Source organism: Phyllobacterium sp. 628, from assembly GCF_014189505.1.
Classification (GTDB): domain Bacteria; phylum Pseudomonadota; class Alphaproteobacteria; order Rhizobiales; family Rhizobiaceae; genus Phyllobacterium.
In genome coordinates this window covers 1,260,712-1,280,101 of record NZ_CP050301.1, presented here as the reverse complement: position 1 = coordinate 1,280,101, position 19,390 = coordinate 1,260,712, and the positions used below count along the sequence as shown (strand labels likewise).

The following is a 19,390-nucleotide window of genomic DNA, read 5'->3' as shown; positions in this document are numbered from 1 at the left end:
CTGCCGAAGGACAATCCACCTTCAGCGAACCGGGTGCGAAAATGAAAACCGTATCCGGCATGGAGGGAAGATAGTTGGGGATTCAGGCAGCGCCGCCTCTTTATTGCCACGTTATGTCATAACCAATCGCGCGCAGGTGCAGCGTTTTTAACGGAACAGATGACGAGACCAGGCCTTGACCACACGGATGAGCTGATTGTGGATCGCCGGTTTGGCGTGATCGGCCAGAGCGCGCGGGTCATCCGGTTTTCGCTTGTCACCCATGCACGTCTGCTGGTTGCTATTGTGCTCGCCGCCGCCGGAGCCTTCGGCATGTTTGCCGGTGTGTTGCACGTTGTCGGAAAACGGCCGCCTGTTGCGCTTGCCTCGGCACAGCCGCCGCAGCGTTCACGGCAAAAGGCGGCTGCCAAGGGTGACAGACTGCCACCGCCGCTGGCTCAAGCGATGCCCATTGCCAAGATCATCGAAAGCCAGGCAGACGGGTCGACCGAGCAATATGCCTATCATCAGGTCAAGATTGGCGCGGAGAACACCACTGCAATAGTCCCCGGGCCTGCAAGCGGCGTTCCGGCGCGTTTCGACCAAGCAACGGCCAAATCTGGTCCCAATCCGTTCGAGGCCGTGCTGGCGCCGGGCATTGCGAAGCCGAAAATCACATCAACAGCCATGCCTGCCGCGCTGGCCAGCTTTGGTGAAGAGCGGATTCTGGTGCGCGGCACACCCGTCAATGTCAGCACTGCGAAGGTGCAGCCTGCGCCTGCCATTGAACAGGTGGTGGCTTTGCCGGGTCAGGATGGCGACGTTGCCAATCTTCTGGCGGCGGCAAACATGAGCGATGCGGACAGGGCCGCTCTGAAAACCGCTGTTACCAGCAGTGCAGCAGCATCGCCGGATCGTATTGAACTCCTTTTGGAAAAAGCCGCGCCGAAGGGTGAGCCTGAGCGCCTGCTGATGGCGCGGCTTTTCCATCATGACAGCCCACCATCGGACTTTGCCCGCGATGATAGTGGCATCCTGCAACAGGTGAACAATCCCCGCCAGTTCGAGCGGCTTGCCCATGATGTGCATGCGGCAGGGCCCGTTTCCGCCAATCCCGGCACGCAGGTGACGGACCAGCAGGCACTCGCCGCCGAAAAGGAATTCCCGGCCGCGATGCACCAGCTTGAGACGCTGAACGTCCCGACTGTCATGGCCGCGCGCATCCTCAAGCTGGCCAAGGAAAACGGCATCAAGCTGACCGATGACGCCCTTTTGGACAAATCCGTCGATCTGGTGTTCCGCACCAATGACAAGGGCGAGTCAGAGCCCGTCGCCGTTACATTCAACACGAATGGGAAAACCAAGCGGTTTTATCATTATCGGGCCGCACCCGGTAACAAGGCGGAATTTTTCGACGAAGAAGGCCAGTCGGCATCCAAGGTCCTGATGAAGAACCCGGTGCCCAATGGCCGTCTTGGTGATGGTTTCGCCTGGCGGATGCATCCGATCCTCAAGGTGAGAAAACATCATAATGGCGTGGATTACACCGCGCCATTCGGCTCGCCTATTCTGGCGGCCGGTGATGGTGAAGTCGTCGTCATCTCGTCGGAATCCGGTTACGGGAAATATGTCCGCATCAAGCATGATGGCGGGTTCTTCACCACCTATTCGCATATTTCCGGCACGCCGCCATCGCTCAAGGTTGGCCAGCGGGTTTCGCAAGGTCAGGTGATTGCCTATATCGGGTCGACCGGTCTTTCGACCGGACCGCATCTTTATTACGAATTGCGCGTTGGCGAAAAATATTATGACCCGACATCAACGCAATTGCCTGCCGGAACAGATCTGGAAGGCGAGAAGCTGAATGATTTCCGCAAGCAGGTCAGCCACGTGGAAAATATCGAACATTATATCGACGCCCGCGTTGCCAATGCATTCGGCCCAGAACCGATGCCGCTCAGAACGAGTTTTCACTGAGGGCAGACCGATAATCCCGGCAGGCGGGATTGTTGAGCAAACCAATGCACAACAGCCAATGCCATGTGCTTTTGACAAAGACCACCGATACCGATGGAGCCGTCCTTCAATCGGATTGATCGCCGGATGCGCTGATCTTGGTGATCACCACCAAGATCAGCGCATGTTCAGCGGCAATCAGTGCTGAGCGCCTGCTTCACTGTCGAGATGGGCCATTTGAACTGCCGCATAGCGGGTGCCAGCAGCGGCGCCCTTTGGTACAGCCCGTTCGATCCGGGCCAGATCATCAGCGGAGAGAGACACATTGAGAGAGCCCAGAGCTTCGGCCAGGCGGTCGCGGCGACGGGCGCCGATAACGGGAATGATGTCCTTGCCCTGCGCTGCCACCCAGGCAATCGCAATCTGTGCAACTGTGACGCCCTTGGCATCGGCAATGGCTTTCAAAGCCTCGACCAGACGCAGGTTGGCATCGATGTTTTCTGCCTGAAAACGCGGGCTATGCGTGCGGAAGTCTGTCGGATCGGCAGCACCCTTCTGCCAATGGCCGCTGATCAAGCCGCGCGAGAGCACACCATAGGCGGTGATGCCGATACCAAGCTCCCGGCAGACCGGAAGAATGCGATCCTCGACACTGCGCGAAATCAGGGAATACTCGATCTGCAGATCAACAATCGGATGCACTGCGGCGGCGCGGCGGATGGTCTCTGGGCCGACTTCCGACAGGCCGATATGTTTGACATAACCGGCCTTGACCATATCCGCGATGGCGCCGATGGTTTCTTCAATCGGAACATTGGGATCAAGGCGGGCGGGGCGGTAAATGTCGATATAATCAACACCCAGCCTTTGCAGAGAATAGGCGAGAGCGGTCTTCACCGCGACAGGCCGTGTATCGATGCCAATCCAGCCTGCGGATGGATCACGCAGTGCGCCAAATTTGACGCTGATGATGGCCTTGTCGCGGTCCTTGCCCTTCAACGCTTCGCCGATCAGCATTTCGTTGTGACCCATACCGTAGAAATCGCCGGTATCGAGCAGGGTAATCCCTGCCTCAAGCGCCGCGTGAATAGTTGCTATGCTCTCGGCGCGGTCGGACGGACCATACATGCCGGACATCCCCATGCAGCCAAGACCCAAAGTCGAAACCTGCGGGCCGGTCGCACCCAGTGGATGAATTTGCATTTGTCGAACTCCTTATTGCCACCGCGCTGACCGCGGCAGATGGCCTATCTTATAAATCAAGATTATTTGTGCGATAATCCTACCTACTATGGACAGGTTGTACGGAAAATCGAACAATGACCGAACCTAATCTCAGTGATCTTGATGCACTCGTTGCCGTCGCCGGAGCCCGCAGTTTTAGGGGTGCCGCGACTTTAAAGGGCGTGTCCGCCTCATCGCTCAGCGATGCGATCCGCCGGCTTGAACAGCGCGTCGGCGTGCGTCTGCTCAACCGGACCACACGCAGTGTGACGCCAACAGAAGCAGGTACCCGGCTTTTGGAACGGCTGACGCCAGCTCTGGGTGAAATTGCCGGAGCACTCGATGCGCTGAACAGCTTTCGCGACAGCCCAAGCGGCACATTAAAGCTCAATGTGCCATCTATTGTTGCGCAACGGGTGCTTCCGGTGATCGTCAATCGCTTTCTTGCGATCCACCCGGGCATTACGCTGGATATAACGACGAACGATACTTTTATCGATGTGCTGGCTGCGGGGTTCGATGCCGGTATCCGCTATGACGAGAGCCTTGAACTCGACATGATCGCCGTACCCATTGGCCCAAGGGTGCAGCGTTTTGTCTGCGTTGCCGCACCATCTTATCTTGAAAAACATGGTCAACCGCAGCACCCGAAGGACTTGCTGGAGCATGCCTGTATCCGGCACCGGTTTGCCAGTGGTGCGATTGCCGTATGGGAACTCGAACGGGATGGTGAACTGATCAAGGTCAATCCCTCCGGTCCGCTTATTGCTTCTTCAGGCGAACTTGAACTCAGTGCAGCCAAGGCCGGGCTTGGTATCGTCTGTTCGTTCGAGGAGTTCATGAAGGACAGCCTCGAAACCGGCGCTTTGCAACCGGTGCTACCTGAATGGTGGCAGAGTTTTTCCGGCCCGTTCCTGTATTATCCAAGCCGGACCCACATGCCTGCTCCATTGCGCGCCTTTGTGGATTTCATCAAAAGCGGCGCAGGCCAATGGCCCTGAAAACTTAGGTAGACGCCGATATGTGTCGGGCCCGCCTGTCCGGCTCAATGGTGATTTGATCAGGCAATTTCCCCAAGCACGGTCTGCGGGGTCAGACCTACCAGCTGCGTGTAACGTTGGGGATCGGTGGCGCCTTCTGTGTTTACGACAAAGACGCGCGCCTTCTCATCAAGCCCGATGGCTTGGCGTGATTGGCTGTTTTTGGCGATGGCTAAAAGACCGGCAAGGCCAGCGCCGCCGCTTTCACCGGCAACTATGGGCGTATCGCCATGCAGAGGCCGCGCCAGACGGTTCATCACCGCGACAGCATCGCTTTCATCCACCGTCATGAAAGCATCTGCGGTCCGCGACAGCACCCGCCATGCAACCTGCGATGGTTCATAACATTCCAGCATCGCCATGACTGTGGGCTCGCCATGACCGATCTTGACAGGCTCACCCGCCATAGAACTGGCAAAGATACAAGCAGCGCGGGCAGGCTCCACCACAATGAAGGTCGGACGCTGTTCACCCAGCAGCAAAGCAAGATATCCGGCCAAAGCCGCAGCGATCCCGCCAACACCCGCCTGTATCAGTATGTGCGTGGGCGCTTCCGGAAGGTCGCGCAGTGCTTCGCGAATAATGGCGGTGTAACCCTGCATCACCAATCCGGGAATACGCTCGTAACCCGGCCAGGATGTGTCGGAGACCACTGCCCATCCTCTCGCCTTGCAAACCCGCGCAGCTTCGAGGACAGAGTCGTCATAGGTGCCGCTGACGCGGATCATCTCGGCGCCATAGCGAGCTATGGCTTCGACACGTTCGCCGCTTACTCCGGCATGAACGAAGATTGCAGATTTCGCTCCGACAAGCTGCGCGCCCTCGGCAACCGAGCGCCCATGGTTGCCATCGGTGGCACAGCCGAAGGTCATGCGGCCGGCAACAGCGCGAACCTCGGGCGTTTGAAGTTCATCAATATCCACCGGGCGACCCAATTGTTCTCCAGCTTGTTCCAGCACAAGCCGGATAACCGCATAGGCCCCACCCAGCGCCTTGAAGCTGCCAAGGCCAAGCCGAAAACCTTCGTCCTTGATGTGGATTGCAGCGATCTTCAGCTCTGATGCCAGACCCGGCAATCCATGCAGGGGTGTTGGCCGGTGATTGTCACGGTAAGACAGAAAGCGTTCCACCTCTGCAGCAGCCGACACACCGAGCGTCTCCGCATCCTGGGGATCAAGCGGTCTGTTGTAGTCGGGATGCCGGTTGAGGATCAACATTGCTATTTCACTCCTGCCTAAGCTGCATTTATAGTGCGCGATGAACGATCATTGCGCTCTATCTAACGCTTCTTTATGCAATTTTGTTTCGTGAAAGAACCAAATGTCCACTGATCTTGACAGTTTTGATCTCGCAATCCTCAATATTCTGCAAAAGGACAATGCCACGTCACAGCGCACAATCGGCGAAGCGGTCAACCTGTCAGCCCCGGCGGTGCAGCGCCGTATCAAACGCATGGAAGAGAGCGGAATTATCCAAGCCAATGTCGCTGTTCTAGACCCGGCGAAAGTCGGGCAACCCATTACGATCTTTGTCGGGGTGGAATTGGAAAGCGAGCGCATCGATCTGATTGATGCTGCGAAGAAAAGTTTCGCAGCTGCACCTGAAGTGCAGCAATGTTATTACGTGACCGGCGAGATGGATTTCATTCTGGTGGTCACAATTGCCAGCATGACCGCCTATGAAGCGCTGACGCGGCGGCTGTTTTTCGGCAACCATAACGTCAAGCACTTTCGCACGGTGGTGGTGATGGACCGCGTCAAGACAGGGCTGACGATACCGCTGGCCCTGTCTTGAAGGCCTTGTTCACTTGTCGATGAAATCCCGCACAGCTTTGTTATAACCAGCCGGGTCTTGCAGCATGGCAAAGTGGCTGGCGTTTTCCAGAATGACGAGTTTGGCACCCGGAATGGCCTTGACCATATAATCCGTATGCTCACGGGTGATCGCTTCGTCATGATCACCCAGCACGACAGCGATCGGGGTTTTGATCTTTTTCAGATCGTCATCCGTCCAGTTGGGCTCGCTCGCCCACATACCGCTGATCTGCTCGACAAAGGCATCATATTCCGTCGGGGTCGGCGAAATCTTTTTATAAACTTCACCGGCTTTTTCGATGTACCCCGCGAAGGTTTTGTTCTGCATCACATCCGCCTTGACGCCGTCCACCTTGGTGTTGGCAGCCTGAGCAAATACTTTGGTCAAGCGTTCCGGGTGATGCATGGCGATGTCGATACCGATAATGCCGCCATCGCTCCACCCAACCAGCGCCGTCTTGTCCACCTTGAGGTAATCGAGCAGCGCGAGATAGTCGGATGACATCAGGTCATAGCTGAATGGATCGGCATTGCGGGTGGAACGTCCGTGACCACGGCTATCGGCGACGATGACCATATGGTCCTTGGCGAGATCCGCGACTTGGGCACCCCAGACGTCGCTATAGCCAAGGCCCCCGTGGATCAACAGGACCGGCGAGCCGGAGCCATAGACCGCATAATACATCTTGATACCGTTGACTGGCGCGGCACCACTTTTCACAGCTGTAGGCATAGGTGCCGGATCAGGCAACTGCTCCCAGCGTTCCGCGGCATTTGCCGCCGCAGCGCCAATGGCAAACAGAAAACCGAGCGATAGGACGATGGTTCTGAGGTTCATGGAAGCTCTCCATTCCAGCAAGGGAAGGCCAAGATCAGCACTTTTTACCTATGGCTGCAATGGGCAGGGAGGTCGATTGGTACAAGCAAAAGGTGCGGCGATGATCGCCGCACCTTTGAACTCCAGGAAGGTGATTAACGCGCAGCCCGAGCGGTGCGGATACCTTCAGGTACAATCAGCTTGCGATAGAGATGCCATGTGGCATGACCAAGCACCGGGATCACCACAGCAAGCCCGGCGAAGAAAGTGACAAAGCCAACAAGCAGCAGTGCCGCAACGATCAGGCCCCAGAGCGCCATGGTCACGGGGTTCGCCGCGACGGCCTTGATGGAGGTGTATATGGCAACCGCTGCACCCACATCGCGGTCAAGCATCAGCGGAAAGGCAATCACAGTCATGCAGAGCACGACAACGGCAAAGAGGAAGCCCACCGCATTGCCGATCAGGATCAATCTCCATCCTTCCGGCGTGTTGAAGACCTGACTGATAAAGGTGGATATCGAGACTGGTGCATCCGGGCCAAACAGCCCTTCATAGAGATTTTCCGCGGTCAGCAGCCAGGCGACGAAAAGGACAAACAGCAAAATGCCCACTGCGATAATGGACGGGATTGCCGGTGACCGCCGAACATCAAATGCATGTTGCCACGATGTATCGAGGTTGAGTTCACGTCTGCGGCTGATCTCATAAAGGCCAAGTGCTGCAAACGGCCCAATCAGGGCAAAACCCGACATGAGCGGATAAAGCAATGCCAGCGCATTCGAGCCTGATGTCCACCGCATCAGCACGATACCGGCGATAGGATAGATCAGGCAGAGAAAGACGTAGTGCGAAGGCTTCGCCCAGAAATCGTCAAACCCTTCACGAAGGGCCGCAAACAGGTCCGATACGCCGATGCGACGTATCTCGGGCACGACGGGCGTATCTGTTGCACCTGCGATGACATGGAATTGCGCCATAACCATTTCTCCCAATCTGGTTCGGGGAAGTAGCGGCTTGCCAACGGCACAATGCGAAGATGGAGCCCTTGGGACCGATACCTGCACGTGCAAAAGATACGCCCATCGGCTGCAAAATACCAGCGGCCGATGGGCGTCTGACGGTAAGTTGAACGAAGCGCAGAAACGGCCTATTCAGCCGCCTCGGCAACAGCCGGTTCAAGTTTCTTGGCCGCGCCGGCACCGGGTAATTGTACCGGCTTCAGGAGCATCGCCATCAGCAATCCGAACAAAGCGATACAGGTCGCCGTCAGAAACAGCGGGGTGAATGCTGCGGCATAGCTGTCAGCAAGCATCCGGCGTGCTTCTTCGGGAAGCGCCGCCATCATCTTAGGTGTCAATTCCCCGATATTGCTGACGCCCGGAATACTTCCGGCATTGTGCGGCAGGTTGGCCGCGATGATCGCCCCATAGGCGGAAATAGCAATCGAGGCTCCGGCCATGCGTGCCAGAGACACTGACCCGGTTGCGGCACCCACATCCCGGCTGCCCGCCGCATTCTGCACACCGATAATGGGAAGCTGCTGCCCAATACCGATACCGACACCGTGCATCAGCATCAACAGACCAATGATAATTACCGGTGTTCCCGCATGAACCTGCGTGAGCAATGCAAAGGCGATGGCGCTCAATGTAAGGCTGGTCACGGACAGGTATTTGTAGCGGCCGGTGATCGAGATCAGACGGCCGGTGAACAGCGAGCCGCCGACAATACCACCCGTCAGGAGGATGAACAGCAGGCCTGCAAGCGATGGGGAGAGGCCCGTTGTGGTCTGCAGGAAGAAGGCGAAATAATTGACCATGCCGATTGCTATAGAACCGCTGGCGATCGAAATGATCAGGAACAGGGTAAAAGTCGAGTTGCCGAACAGCGACAATGGAATGATCGGTTCGGGCGCGCGGCGCTCGACAAAAACCCAGGCCATTGCACACAGGGCAGCAAACACGACAAGCGAAACAGTCTGAGGTGCCAGCAGTGAACCGAACAGCTGCGCGCCATCGGCCGCCAGAACGAGGCTGGTCGTTGTCAGGGCAAGCAGGACAGCACCGGCATAATCGATCTTCGGCTTCCGTGCCGGTTTGCGGTAGGGAAGCATGAAGACCAGCCCGGCAATGACAATGAGCCCGATGGGCAGATTGATCAGGAAGATCGAACGCCAGCCGAACAGGTCGCTCATTGTGCCGCCGAGCACCGGTCCGATGGCGCCGGAGGCCATGAACACAAGGCTGATGTAACTCTGATAGCGTGCGCGCTCGCGCGGTTCGAACAGATCGGCCGTGACGGAGAAGATAGAGACCATGACGCCGCCGCCGCCAAATCCCTGCAGTACCCGCGCCGCAATCAACGTGTTCATGGAAATCGCAAGACCGCAGACTGCAGAGCCAAGGGTGAAAATGGTTATGGCGACGATCATTACATATTTGCGCCCGAACAGATCGCCCAGCTTGCCATAAACCGGCATCACCGCACTGACCGCGAGCAGATAGGCAGAGCCGATCCACGCGAAGCGCTCAAGCTCGCCGAATTCCCCAACAATGGTTGGCAAGGCTGTAGAGACAATCTGGTTGTCGAGTACGGCCATGAACATAGCCGCCATCAGAAAGAAGAAAAGCGTCAGCCGTTTGCGCGGGTCCGCAACGAGCGGCTCAAAAGTACTTGTAGCATCCATGGGATTGGGTATCCGGTTTGAATTGGCGCAATTTATGTGCTATCAGCATACATATGTCAATGGCACTTTTATGACTTTCACATATTTCAATGCGCGCTGGCATCTGCTATGGTGGAATCATGACAACAACCACGGCAACACAAACACTTGAAACCCCAGAAACCGGAACGAATGACGATCTTCTGCGCATTGGACAGGTGATGACCCGGATGCGGTTGATGACCGGCAGACGGGTCATTGGCCGACTTGCCATCCAGAAGATCGCGCCCGGTCTGGAACTTACTCATCTCGATGTTCTCGATGCCGTCCGGCGCGGTGAGCTCAATGGCGAAGTCACGGTCGGATTGATTGCCGACACGCTGCGGATCGATCCTTCACGCGCCAGCCGCATCGTGGCCGAAATGGTTGCCAAGAACGTGTTGCGCCGAAAGGCATCGCAGACAGATGCGCGGCGGATTGTCGTGGTCATCACAGCGCTCGGACAACGTCTGGTCACCGAACTTCACGCGCTGAAACAATCTATTGTCGAAAGCGTGGTGGCAGACTGGTCTGCCGAAGAAATCGAAATCTTTGCCAAACTTTTTGACAGGTATGTCACCGGGTTTGAACAGCTGTTTGCGCGCAACGTGACGGATGCGACAGAGCGGATGGATTAGCCTCGGGGCCTAAATCAGCTTGCGCGCGCTCAGTTCGTCTTTGAGGTAGGCGTAATAGATTGGCGCTGCAATAAGCCCGGCTATACCGAACCATGCCTCCATCACGACCATTGCCAGCAGCAATTCCCACGAGCGGGATTTAATCCGTGCGCCGATAATCCGGGCATTCAGGAAATATTCCAGCTTGTGGATGATGACGAGGAAAGCCAGCGAGCCGAATGCAGCCACAAAGGAAACGCTGAGTCCGACGATAACGATGATCGTATTGGAGATCAGATTACCGATGACGGGCAGAAGACCGGCGACGAAGGTGACGACGATCATCGTCTTGACCAATGGCAGATGGACCCCGAGAAGCGGCAGGATGACGACCAGATAGATCGCCGTGAAAAATGTGTTCAGTGCCGAAATCCGGATCTGCGAGAAAACGATGTTACGGAAAGCGCCGCTGAGAACATCGGCACGGTCGATAAGAGCCACGGCCAAAGGCCCGGGTTCACGCGATATATTGACCGAGCTCAGGGCGATCAGGCCGCCAATAACCATGCCCACGATGATACGGACGATCAGCACCCCGAAATCACGGCCGACAAGCTGCAACTGACCGGCATGTTCACGCAGCCATTTGGCAGCAATGGATTCCAGCTCGTCGAGGTTGGACGGGAAATACTCCTTCGCCCAGGCGGGCACATGCACCTGCGCCGTATCGATGATTTCCGCCATCTTCTTGAACAATGACACAACGCCCTCGGTACCATTGTTCAATTGGCTGAGACCGCTGATAACAGCCACCACGATCAACAGGATGAAAATCCCCGCCAGCAGAGCCAGAGCAAGGGTTTTCGTCAAACTGTTGGAGACGCCCAGCTTACCAAGCAGCGGTGCTGCAAGGTGCACGAGATTGTAGACCAGCAGGCCGGATAAAAGGGCCGAAAGCAGTCCAAGCTCAAGGACAGCAATGAGAGCGATAAGCGTCATTCCGAATGACACGACATAGAGCCTTGTGGCAGTCAGCAAAGGGCACCTGAGAAGGGCTATCTGTTACAAATCGTTCCTAGCCTTGATCCCCGTATATACGCAAGCAAAAGCCGCACAAATATGGACAAAATTTAATGGCAAGAGCAATTTCCATGGTGGGCCTTTAACCGCTAATGTGCTGTTTCTCTTATACCCTTTCGGGGAAAGACAAGAACAGGTGAGTTGATGGTATCGAAAACGCGCGTCCTGATGTCGATCGTGGTGGTTGCAGCCCTTGGCGCGGCCGCATACGTGACGCGCGACCGCTGGTTGAATATGCAGGGCGTTTCCGCGCAGAATGCGGGTGGAAACACTGGCAACCAGAATGGGCGCCGTGGCGGCTCGCGGCGCGGCGGCGGACAGAGCCTCGGCCCGGCAAATGTTCTTGTCGCGGAAGCCAAGTCCGCTGATGTTCCTGTCTATATCGATGGTGTCGGATCGGTCCGGCCGTTGAATACGGTTGTGGTCCGCTCGCAGGTCAGCGGCAAGCTTGCCACCATCGAATTTCAGGAAGGCCAGGATGTAAAAGCAGGCGATGTACTGGCCCGTATTGATGACGCAATTTACCGGGCCCAGCTTGACCAGGCGATCGCCAAGAAGGCACAGGACGAGGCACTTCTGGCCAATTCGAAGCTGGATCTGGAGCGCTATGTGCGCCTCGCCCAGACCAATGCCGGCACACAGCAGCAGGCAGATACGCAACGAGCCTTGGTTGCGCAGTATCAGGCACAGATTCAATCGGATCAGGCATCCATTGAAAGCGCACAGGCTACATTGGACTATACGGTTATTCGTGCGCCGATTGGCGGGCGAACCGGCATCCGCAATGTTGATGTCGGCAATATTGTCAGCACCGGCGACGCGACGGGTATTGTGACACTGTCGCAGATCAAACCAATTTCAGTGCAATTCGCAATCCCGCAACAAAAGCTTGCCAAGATCAACCGGGCAAGCGCCGCCAACACGTTGAGTGTGGAAGCCCTGTCGGGTGACGGAAAGACGGTCATCGACAACGGCACTCTGGCTGTTATCGACAATCAGATAGACCCGACCACGGGCACCGTGAAACTCAAGGCGAACTTTCCCAACGACAAGCTCGTGCTGTGGCCGGGCGCCTTCGTCAATGCCCGTCTTCTGGTCCAGACCTTGACTGGAGCAATTGTGGTTCCGACGGCTGCAGTGCAGCGCGGCCCTAACGGAACCTTTGTCTACATCCTTCAACCGGATGATACTGTTGCGATGCATCAGATCACTGTCGGCCAGCAGGACGATGTGCAAGCCGTAATCACCGATGGCGTGGCCGCAGGTGACCGGGTTGTCACGACAGGTTTTGCCCGTCTGCAGGACGGTGCCAAGGTTCTGATATCCGATGGCTCCGATCCAACGGCAGCTCCCGCTGGTCAGCCGGCTGCGGATACCAAACAACCTGATGCAACACCGAAAAGCGGAGAGCGGCAGCATAAGCGGCGCAATCAGCAAGGTGGTCAGCAGGGCGGCGCGACCAATGGCACAAATGGAGAAGCGGCAACCGGGAATGCGCCTGCAAGCTCGCCCGGCACCCCGCAATGAGTATCTCGACGCCCTTCATTCACCGGCCAATCGCCACCTCGCTTTTGGGGATTGCGGTACTGCTCGGCGGCATACTCGGTTATCTCGCACTGCCGGTAGCGCCGCTACCGCAGGTGGATTTTCCGACCATACAGGTGACGACACAGCTTCCAGGCGCCAACCCTGACACGATGGCCTCGCTGGTTACAGCGCCGCTGGAACGACAGCTGGGGCAGATACCCTCACTCGCATCGATGGTTTCATCCAGCGCTTTCGGCATCAGTCAGGTAACGCTGCAATTCGATCTTGACCGGGATATTGACGGGGCGTCGCAGGATGTGCAGGCCGCCATCAATGCTGCCGGTTCGTTGCTGCCGCGGACACTGCCCTACCCTCCGACCTATGCCAAGGTGAATCCGGCCGATACACCCATCATCACGCTTGCACTGCGTTCCACCAGTTATTCCATCCGCAATTTGAGTGATTTCGCCGATACGATGATGGCGCAGCGGCTGAGCGAAGTGACCGGCGTCGGCAATGTCAACATTCAGGGCGGCGTAAGACCGGCCGTGCGTATCCAGGCGGACCTGCCACGGCTTGCCTCCTACGGCATTGCGCTGGAAGACATCCGTACCGCGATCACCAATGCCAGTGTGGCCGGTGCCAAGGGTGCACTGGATGGCACGCACCAATCTTACACGATTTCGGCGAACGACCAGATCGTCGATCCCCAGACCTATAACTCCATCATCGTCACCTACAAGAACGGCTCGCCCGTCCTGTTGAAAGACGTAGCGACAGTGGTTGAAGGGCTGGAAAACGCCCGTGTCGGCGCGTGGTATCAGGGACAACCGGCGGTGGTCATTGATGTGATGCGCCAGCCGGGTGCCAATGTCATTGATACGGTCAGCCGCGTCCTGCAGCAGTTGCCGCGCCTCAAACAGGCACTGCCTGCGGGCGTAACGCTGGATGTGGTGAATGACCGGACGGACACGATCCGCGCCTCCATTCACGATGTGCAATTGACACTGGCGATCAGTATCGCGCTGGTCATTCTTGTCGTCTTCATCTTCCTGCGCACCATGCGTGCCACGATCATTGCCGGTGTGGCCCTGCCGCTGTCGCTCGTTGCGACCTTCGGGGTCATGTGGTTTGCCGGGTTCAGTCTCGATAATCTGTCGCTGATGGCGTTGACCATCGGCACAGGCTTTGTGGTTGATGATGCCATTGTCATGATCGAGAACATTGTCCGCCATATCGAAGATGGCGAAGGGCCACTTGAAGCGGCACTCAAGGGCGCGGGCGAAATCGGTTTTACCATCGTCTCGCTGACTGTCTCGCTGATTGCCGTCTTCATTCCCCTGCTGTTCATGACCGGCATTGTCGGCCGCATGTTCCGTGAGTTCGCTCTGACACTGACAATTGCTGTTGTGGTGTCGGCCATCGTTTCACTGACCCTGACGCCGATGATGTGCGCACGAATCCTGCATGGGCGGGATGAAGGTGAGCGTCGCGGCATACTGCACCGTATCGATCAGGGAATGGACAGGGTGATCGAGGGCTACAGACGCAGCCTGCTCTGGGCGCTCGACCGCAGTGCGCTCATGCTGCTTTTAACCGCCATAACGCTTGCGGCAACGATCGCACTTTACGTTGTCATCCCCAAAGGCTTTCTTCCGTCGCAGGATACGGGTCTGATTACAGCCATTATCGAGACCGAGCCGACCACTTCGTTCGAAGCCATCAAGCGGACACAGGCTGTCGTTACCGACCGGATACAGCATGACAAGGATATTGCGGGCGCCGTCTCGGTTGTCGGCACCAGCACGACAAACCTGACACCCAATACCGGCACGCTTAGTCTGGTCCTGAAGCCGCAGGACCAACGGTCGGATTCGGCAATACAGATCATCGAGCGGCTGCGCGGCGAGACCTCTGATATTCCGGGTGTGCAGGTTACGTTCCAGAGCGTGCAGGATATCCGTATCAGCACCCGCTCCAGCCGTGCACCGTATCAATATACGCTGACCGGTACCGACACTGCGACGGTTGTTGACTGGGCCCAGAAACTGGCCAAACAGCTGCAGCAGGATCCCGTCCTGATCAATGTCGCCTCGGAAATCGAGATGGGCGGCGGGCGGATTTTCGTCAATGTCGATCGCGAAACCGCGTCCCGGCTTGGCGTGTCCATGCAGGCAGTCAGTGACACACTCAACGACGCATTCGGTCAGCGCCAGATTGGCACCATCTACGGACAGGCCAACCAGTATCGCATCATTCTCGAAGCGGCACCGCAATATCAGAGTGACCCAAAATCATTGGACAAACTTTATGTCAGCGGTTCTGGCGGCACGCAGGTTCAGTTGAGTGCTTTCGCCACAGCCTCTTTCACAACCGCGCCACTTGTCATCGGTCACGACGAGCAATTTCCGGCCGTGACTATCAGCTTTGACCTTGCCGCAGGCTCGTCGCTCAGTCACGCCGTGACCGCGATCAAATCGGCGGAAAACGCCATTGCGATGCCTGCCTCGATCCGTGGGCAATATTCCGGTGATGCGGCCGAATTCTCCAGCTCGCTGGCTGGCGAGCCATGGCTGATCCTCGCGGCAATCATCACCATCTACATTGTGCTTGGTGTGCTCTATGAAAGCGCCATTCACCCCATCACCATTCTTTCAACCCTGCCGTCGGCGGGTGTCGGAGCCCTGCTTGCGCTGATGCTGTTCGGCCAGGACCTGTCGATCATCGCGCTGATCGGCATCGTACTGCTGATGGGTATCGTGAAAAAGAACGCGATCATGATGATCGATTTCGCTCTCGAAGCGGAACGAACCGAACGGCTTGACCCGCGTGAGGCAATTGTCAAAGCCTCGATCCTGCGTTTCCGTCCGATCATGATGACAACGCTGGCCGCGTTGTTCGGCGCATTGCCACTGGCGCTGGCACAGGGAACAGGTTCGGAACTGCGCACGCCGCTCGGCATCAGCATTATCGGCGGCCTGGTGCTCAGCCAGCTTCTGACACTTTACACGACGCCGGTTATCTATCTCGGATTTGAGCGGCTGCGCAGCCGGATTGTCGGCCGCCCCACAGGCACGCCCGCGCCGGAAACGGGCGACGAAATATGAACATTTCCGACCCGTTCATCCGCAGACCAGTAGGAACCACGCTGCTGGCTTTGGGATTGCTGATGCTCGGTATCGTCGCCTATGGCTTTCTGCCGGTTGCCAGCCTGCCTTCGGTTGACCTGCCGACAATCCGCGTCTCGGCCAGCCGGCCCGGAGCGGACCCGGCCACCATGGCGGCAAGCGTTGCCGCACCACTCGAACGGCGCTTGGGCTCCATTGCCGGCGTGACGGAACTGACATCTGTCAGTTCTCTGGGCTCAACAAACATCACCGTTCAGTTTGACCTGTCGCGCGATGTTGACGGCGCTGCGCAGGACGTACAGGCGGCACTCAATGCAGCGGCAACGGACCTGCCGTCTGATCTGCCAAGCCTGCCAAACTTCCGCAAGGTCAACCCGGCTGCAGCTCCGGTGCTTATTCTCGCGCTGACCTCCGATACCGTATCTCCGAGTGCTGTTTATGATGCGGCCGACACGGTCATCGTCCAGCGCATTTCTCAAGTCGACGGCGTCGGCGAAGTGACGGCCAGTGGTGCTGACCAGCCCGCCGTCCGTGTCCGTTTGAACCCTGACCGGCTTGCGGCTATGGGCCTGTCGCTCGATAGCGTGCGAACCGCGATCACCAACGCCAATGTAGCCGAACCGGTCGGCTCGATCGACGGCGCCGACTTTGCCTTTTCACTCGGCATCAATGCGCAATTGAAGACGCCGGAAGATTACGGCCGCATCATCATTCACACGGGTGATGGAACAGCGGTGCGCCTTTCCGATGTTGCCACCGTGGAACAGGGCGTGCGCAACAGCCGCTCCGACGCCTGGTATGACGGCAAATCGTCCGTCTTGCTTATGATCACCAAACAGGCGAACGCCAATGTGATCGCAACCGTGGATGCTGTGAAAGCGCTTCTGCCGGAGGTGAAGCGGCTTGTACCGGCCGGTATCGACATCGCTGTACTGTCCGATCGAACGACTACCATCCACGCCAGCGTCAATGACATGCAGTGGACGCTGCTGGCAACGATCTGCCTCGTCATGGCGGTGGTGATGGTTTTCCTGCGGCGCGCCACACCGACCATCGCAGCAGGCGTCACGGTACCGCTGTCGCTGGCGGGCACCTTTGCGGCGATGTGGGCCTGGGGACTTTCCATCGACAATCTCTCCCTGATGGCGCTGGCCGTATCTGTCGGTTTTGTGGTGGACGATGCCATCGTCATGATCGAGAATATCTATGCCAATCTCGAAGAGGGGATGAAGCCAATGCGCGCTGCACTGGAAGGTGCGCGCCAGATCGGTTTCACTGTTGTTTCCATCAGCCTGTCATTGTTGGCAGCATTTATTCCCCTCTTTTTCATGGGCGGTATTGTCGGCCGGTTCTTTCAGACATTCTCGCTGACACTGGCTTTCACCATCGCCGTTTCGACCGTTGTGTCATTGACCGTCACGCCGATGATCTGTGGCCACAGGCTGAAACCGCACGATCCCGAAGCCCGCCCCGGATTGTTCGGGCGTATTGTCGAAGGTTCGCTCGACGCGGTGATCAGCTTTTACGCCAGAACACTGAAAAGCGTGCTCTATCACCGGGTGCTTGCGGTGACCGTTATTCTCGCCTGCGTTGCCATCACAGCGTTTCTTTATGTGAAAATCCCCAAGGGGTTTTTCCCGCAGGACGATACGGGCTTCATTATGGGTGGCACACAGGCATCGACGGATATTTCCTACCCGGCAATGGTCATCCTGCAGCGGCAGGCGGCCGCCATTGCCAAGGCAGACCCGGCCGTTGCTGGTGTCGGGTCCTCCGTCGGAGGCGGATTTTCCAGTGGTGCCAATCGCGGACAGCTGCTGATTTCGCTGAAACCCGAGAAAGAACGTGACCCGACGGCCGTGGTCATCGACCGCATGCGCAAATCGCTCTCCGCCGTCGCGGGACTCACGACTTTCCTTTTCTCACCCGGCGATATCCGTGCCGGAGGACGCTCCACCCAATCGCAATACCAATTCACTCTGTGGGATGCGAACTTCGATGAGCTGGTGGCATGGGCACCGAAGGTGCTCGATCGCCTGAAGCTCGAACCCGGCCTGACCGACGTTGTCGCGGATCGCCAGCCAAGCGGCCTGCAGGCGACGGTATCAATCGACCGCACCGCGGCTGCCCGGCTGGGTGTTGCCATTGGTAGCATCGACAGCGCGCTCAACAATGCCTTCTCGCAGCGTCAGGTCTCGACCATCTATTCGGCGCGCAACCAATATCGCGTCGTGATCGAAGCCGACAATGGATATGCGCTTGACCCTGAGCAGATCACCAATCTGCATGTTGCGGGTGCGGGCGGCGTGCAGGTGCCACTCAGCAGCGTTGCCAGGATCGAACGCACTCTGGCTCCACTTACCGTGAACCATCAGGGCCAGTTTCCCTCGGTAACGATCTCCTACAATCTGGCGCTTGGGACCACGCTGGAGGATGCCAACAGTGCAGTACAGGCGGCGGTCCTTGGCATGCACCTGCCTGATGCGCTGCACGCGGAATTTGCCGGCGACGCGGCCACATTGACCCAATCGTCGGGCAGCCAGCCCCTGCTCATTCTTGCAGCGCTGCTGACCGTCTATATCGTGCTGGGCATTCTCTATGAAAGCCTCGCCCATCCGCTGACCATCATTTCCACCCTGCCATCGGCCGGGCTTGGCGCACTGCTGGCGCTGATGGTCACTGGCACAGAGCTGACCCTGATCGCCTTTGTCGGGATTATCCTGCTGATCGGCATTGTGAAGAAGAACGGTATCATGATGGTGGACTTCGCATTGCAGGGTGAACGCAGGTTCGGCCTGTCACCGGAAGATGCGATCTATCAAGCCTGCCTCAAGCGCTTCCGGCCAATCCTGATGACCACGCTTGCAGCGATCATGGGCGCGATTCCACTGATCATCGCCACGGGTCCCGGTACGGAGTTGCGGCGTCCATTGGGGATCACCATTGTCGGCGGGCTGATCGTTTCGCAGATACTGACGCTTTACACGACGCCGGTCATCTATCTGATGCTGGCGCGGCTGCATCAACGCTGGTCGACAAAGCCGGTGGAACCAGCGCGCACAATTGCCGGGGAAACGACCGTTTAGGCCAGTTCGAAGCGGATTGTCTGGGCACCTTCCCAAAGCGTCAGTTTGCCAAGCTTGGCAAGGTTCTCGATGCCCGACGTGATCGTGATGAAATGATTGCCCGCAAGCTGCCCGACCTTTGAGGCGAAATGCACGCCGCCATAGGCAAGCAGGATTTCCGTTTCACTGATGCCACCGGGATAAAGAATAATCTGACCGGGCGCGGGATAGCTGGTGTGGTTTTCGTAGCCAACGTTGAAATCATAATCGCCGAGCGGCATCCAGACCGCCTCGCCGCTCCAGCGGACATGCACGGCCTTGCTCTCGAACGGCAGCCGTCCGAGAAATGACGCGCACGTTTTCGGCGCCTCTGCGGTTTCGAGCCGGGCCTCGAACGTAAATGGTCCGGCGCTTATCTTCAGCTTCGTCATATCAG

General features: G+C 57.5%; 14 protein-coding genes. 7 read left to right on the top strand and 7 right to left on the bottom strand.

All coding sequences use genetic code 11. From position 1 onward, the window contains the following. Positions 1-159: 159 nt before the first annotated feature. Positions 160-1,956: a M23 family metallopeptidase gene (locus HB779_RS07845; RefSeq protein ID WP_188345173.1), complete on the top strand. Its 1,797-nt coding sequence runs from the start codon at positions 160-162 to the stop codon at positions 1,954-1,956. 177 nt (positions 1,957-2,133) lie between these two features. On the opposite strand, the gene HB779_RS07840 is transcribed toward HB779_RS07845, so the two are convergent. Further along, complete coding sequence (locus HB779_RS07840; RefSeq protein WP_188345172.1) at positions 2,134-3,138, bottom strand: aldo/keto reductase; 1,005 nt, start codon at positions 3,136-3,138, stop codon at positions 2,134-2,136. A gap of 116 nt (positions 3,139-3,254) precedes the next feature. Between HB779_RS07840 and HB779_RS07835 the strand changes: the two genes are divergently transcribed. After that, on the top strand, positions 3,255-4,160 hold the full coding sequence (locus HB779_RS07835) for a LysR family transcriptional regulator (RefSeq protein ID WP_188345171.1): 906 nt from the start codon (positions 3,255-3,257) through the stop codon (positions 4,158-4,160). 59 nt (positions 4,161-4,219) lie between these two features. Here HB779_RS07835 and HB779_RS07830 read toward each other — a convergent pair whose 3' ends face one another. After that, complete coding sequence (locus HB779_RS07830; protein WP_188345170.1) at positions 4,220-5,416, bottom strand: diaminopropionate ammonia-lyase; 1,197 nt, start codon at positions 5,414-5,416, stop codon at positions 4,220-4,222. 103 nt (positions 5,417-5,519) lie between these two features. On the opposite strand from HB779_RS07830, the gene HB779_RS07825 reads away from it, so the two are divergent. After that, entirely contained in the window at positions 5,520-5,993 is a 474-nt protein-coding gene (locus HB779_RS07825; RefSeq protein ID WP_188345169.1) for an Lrp/AsnC family transcriptional regulator, read from the top strand. A gap of 9 nt (positions 5,994-6,002) precedes the next feature. On the opposite strand, the gene HB779_RS07820 is transcribed toward HB779_RS07825, so the two are convergent. The 3 genes from HB779_RS07820 to HB779_RS07810 form a co-directional block, all read right to left on the bottom strand. Continuing rightward, on the bottom strand, positions 6,003-6,851 hold the full coding sequence (locus tag HB779_RS07820) for an alpha/beta fold hydrolase (RefSeq protein WP_188345168.1): 849 nt from the start codon (positions 6,849-6,851) through the stop codon (positions 6,003-6,005). A 134-nt stretch (positions 6,852-6,985) separates the two neighbouring features. After that, on the bottom strand, positions 6,986-7,810 hold the full coding sequence (locus HB779_RS07815; protein WP_188345167.1) for a DUF2189 domain-containing protein: 825 nt from the start codon (positions 7,808-7,810) through the stop codon (positions 6,986-6,988). Between the two features lie 170 nt (positions 7,811-7,980). Further along, the gene (locus tag HB779_RS07810; RefSeq protein WP_188345166.1) at positions 7,981-9,519 is read right to left on the bottom strand and encodes an MDR family MFS transporter; all 1,539 of its coding nucleotides are present in this window, start codon (positions 9,517-9,519) and stop codon (positions 7,981-7,983) included. 119 nt (positions 9,520-9,638) lie between these two features. On the opposite strand from HB779_RS07810, the gene HB779_RS07805 reads away from it, so the two are divergent. Continuing rightward, the gene (locus HB779_RS07805; protein ID WP_188345165.1) at positions 9,639-10,175 is read left to right on the top strand and encodes a MarR family winged helix-turn-helix transcriptional regulator; all 537 of its coding nucleotides are present in this window, start codon (positions 9,639-9,641) and stop codon (positions 10,173-10,175) included. A 9-nt stretch (positions 10,176-10,184) separates the two neighbouring features. Here the strand turns inward: HB779_RS07805 and HB779_RS07800 are convergent, their stop codons facing one another. Further along, positions 10,185-11,165: an AI-2E family transporter gene (locus HB779_RS07800; RefSeq protein ID WP_244642484.1), complete on the bottom strand. Its 981-nt coding sequence runs from the start codon at positions 11,163-11,165 to the stop codon at positions 10,185-10,187. Between the two features lie 213 nt (positions 11,166-11,378). Here HB779_RS07800 and HB779_RS07795 point away from each other — a divergent pair, with 213 nt between their 5' ends. The 3 genes from HB779_RS07795 to HB779_RS07785 are packed head-to-tail and all read left to right on the top strand — an operon-like array spanning position 11,379 to position 18,975. Next, positions 11,379-12,761: an efflux RND transporter periplasmic adaptor subunit gene (locus HB779_RS07795; RefSeq protein ID WP_188345164.1), complete on the top strand. Its 1,383-nt coding sequence runs from the start codon at positions 11,379-11,381 to the stop codon at positions 12,759-12,761. After that, a complete protein-coding gene (locus tag HB779_RS07790; protein WP_188345163.1) occupies positions 12,758-15,868 on the top strand; it encodes an efflux RND transporter permease subunit in 3,111 nt (1,036 codons plus the stop codon). Before HB779_RS07795 ends, HB779_RS07790 begins: the two co-directional genes overlap by 4 nt. Continuing rightward, positions 15,865-18,975 (top strand): efflux RND transporter permease subunit, encoded by a 3,111-nt coding sequence (locus tag HB779_RS07785; RefSeq protein WP_188345162.1) that lies wholly within the window; start codon positions 15,865-15,867, stop codon positions 18,973-18,975. Before HB779_RS07790 ends, HB779_RS07785 begins: the two co-directional genes overlap by 4 nt. Here the strand turns inward: HB779_RS07785 and HB779_RS07780 are convergent. After that, positions 18,972-19,385, bottom strand: a complete 414-nt coding sequence (locus HB779_RS07780) for a DUF3830 family protein (protein ID WP_188345161.1) — start codon at positions 19,383-19,385, stop codon at positions 18,972-18,974. The two genes, HB779_RS07785 and HB779_RS07780, sit on opposite strands and share 4 nt — an antisense overlap. Positions 19,386-19,390: the final 5 nt, after the last annotated feature.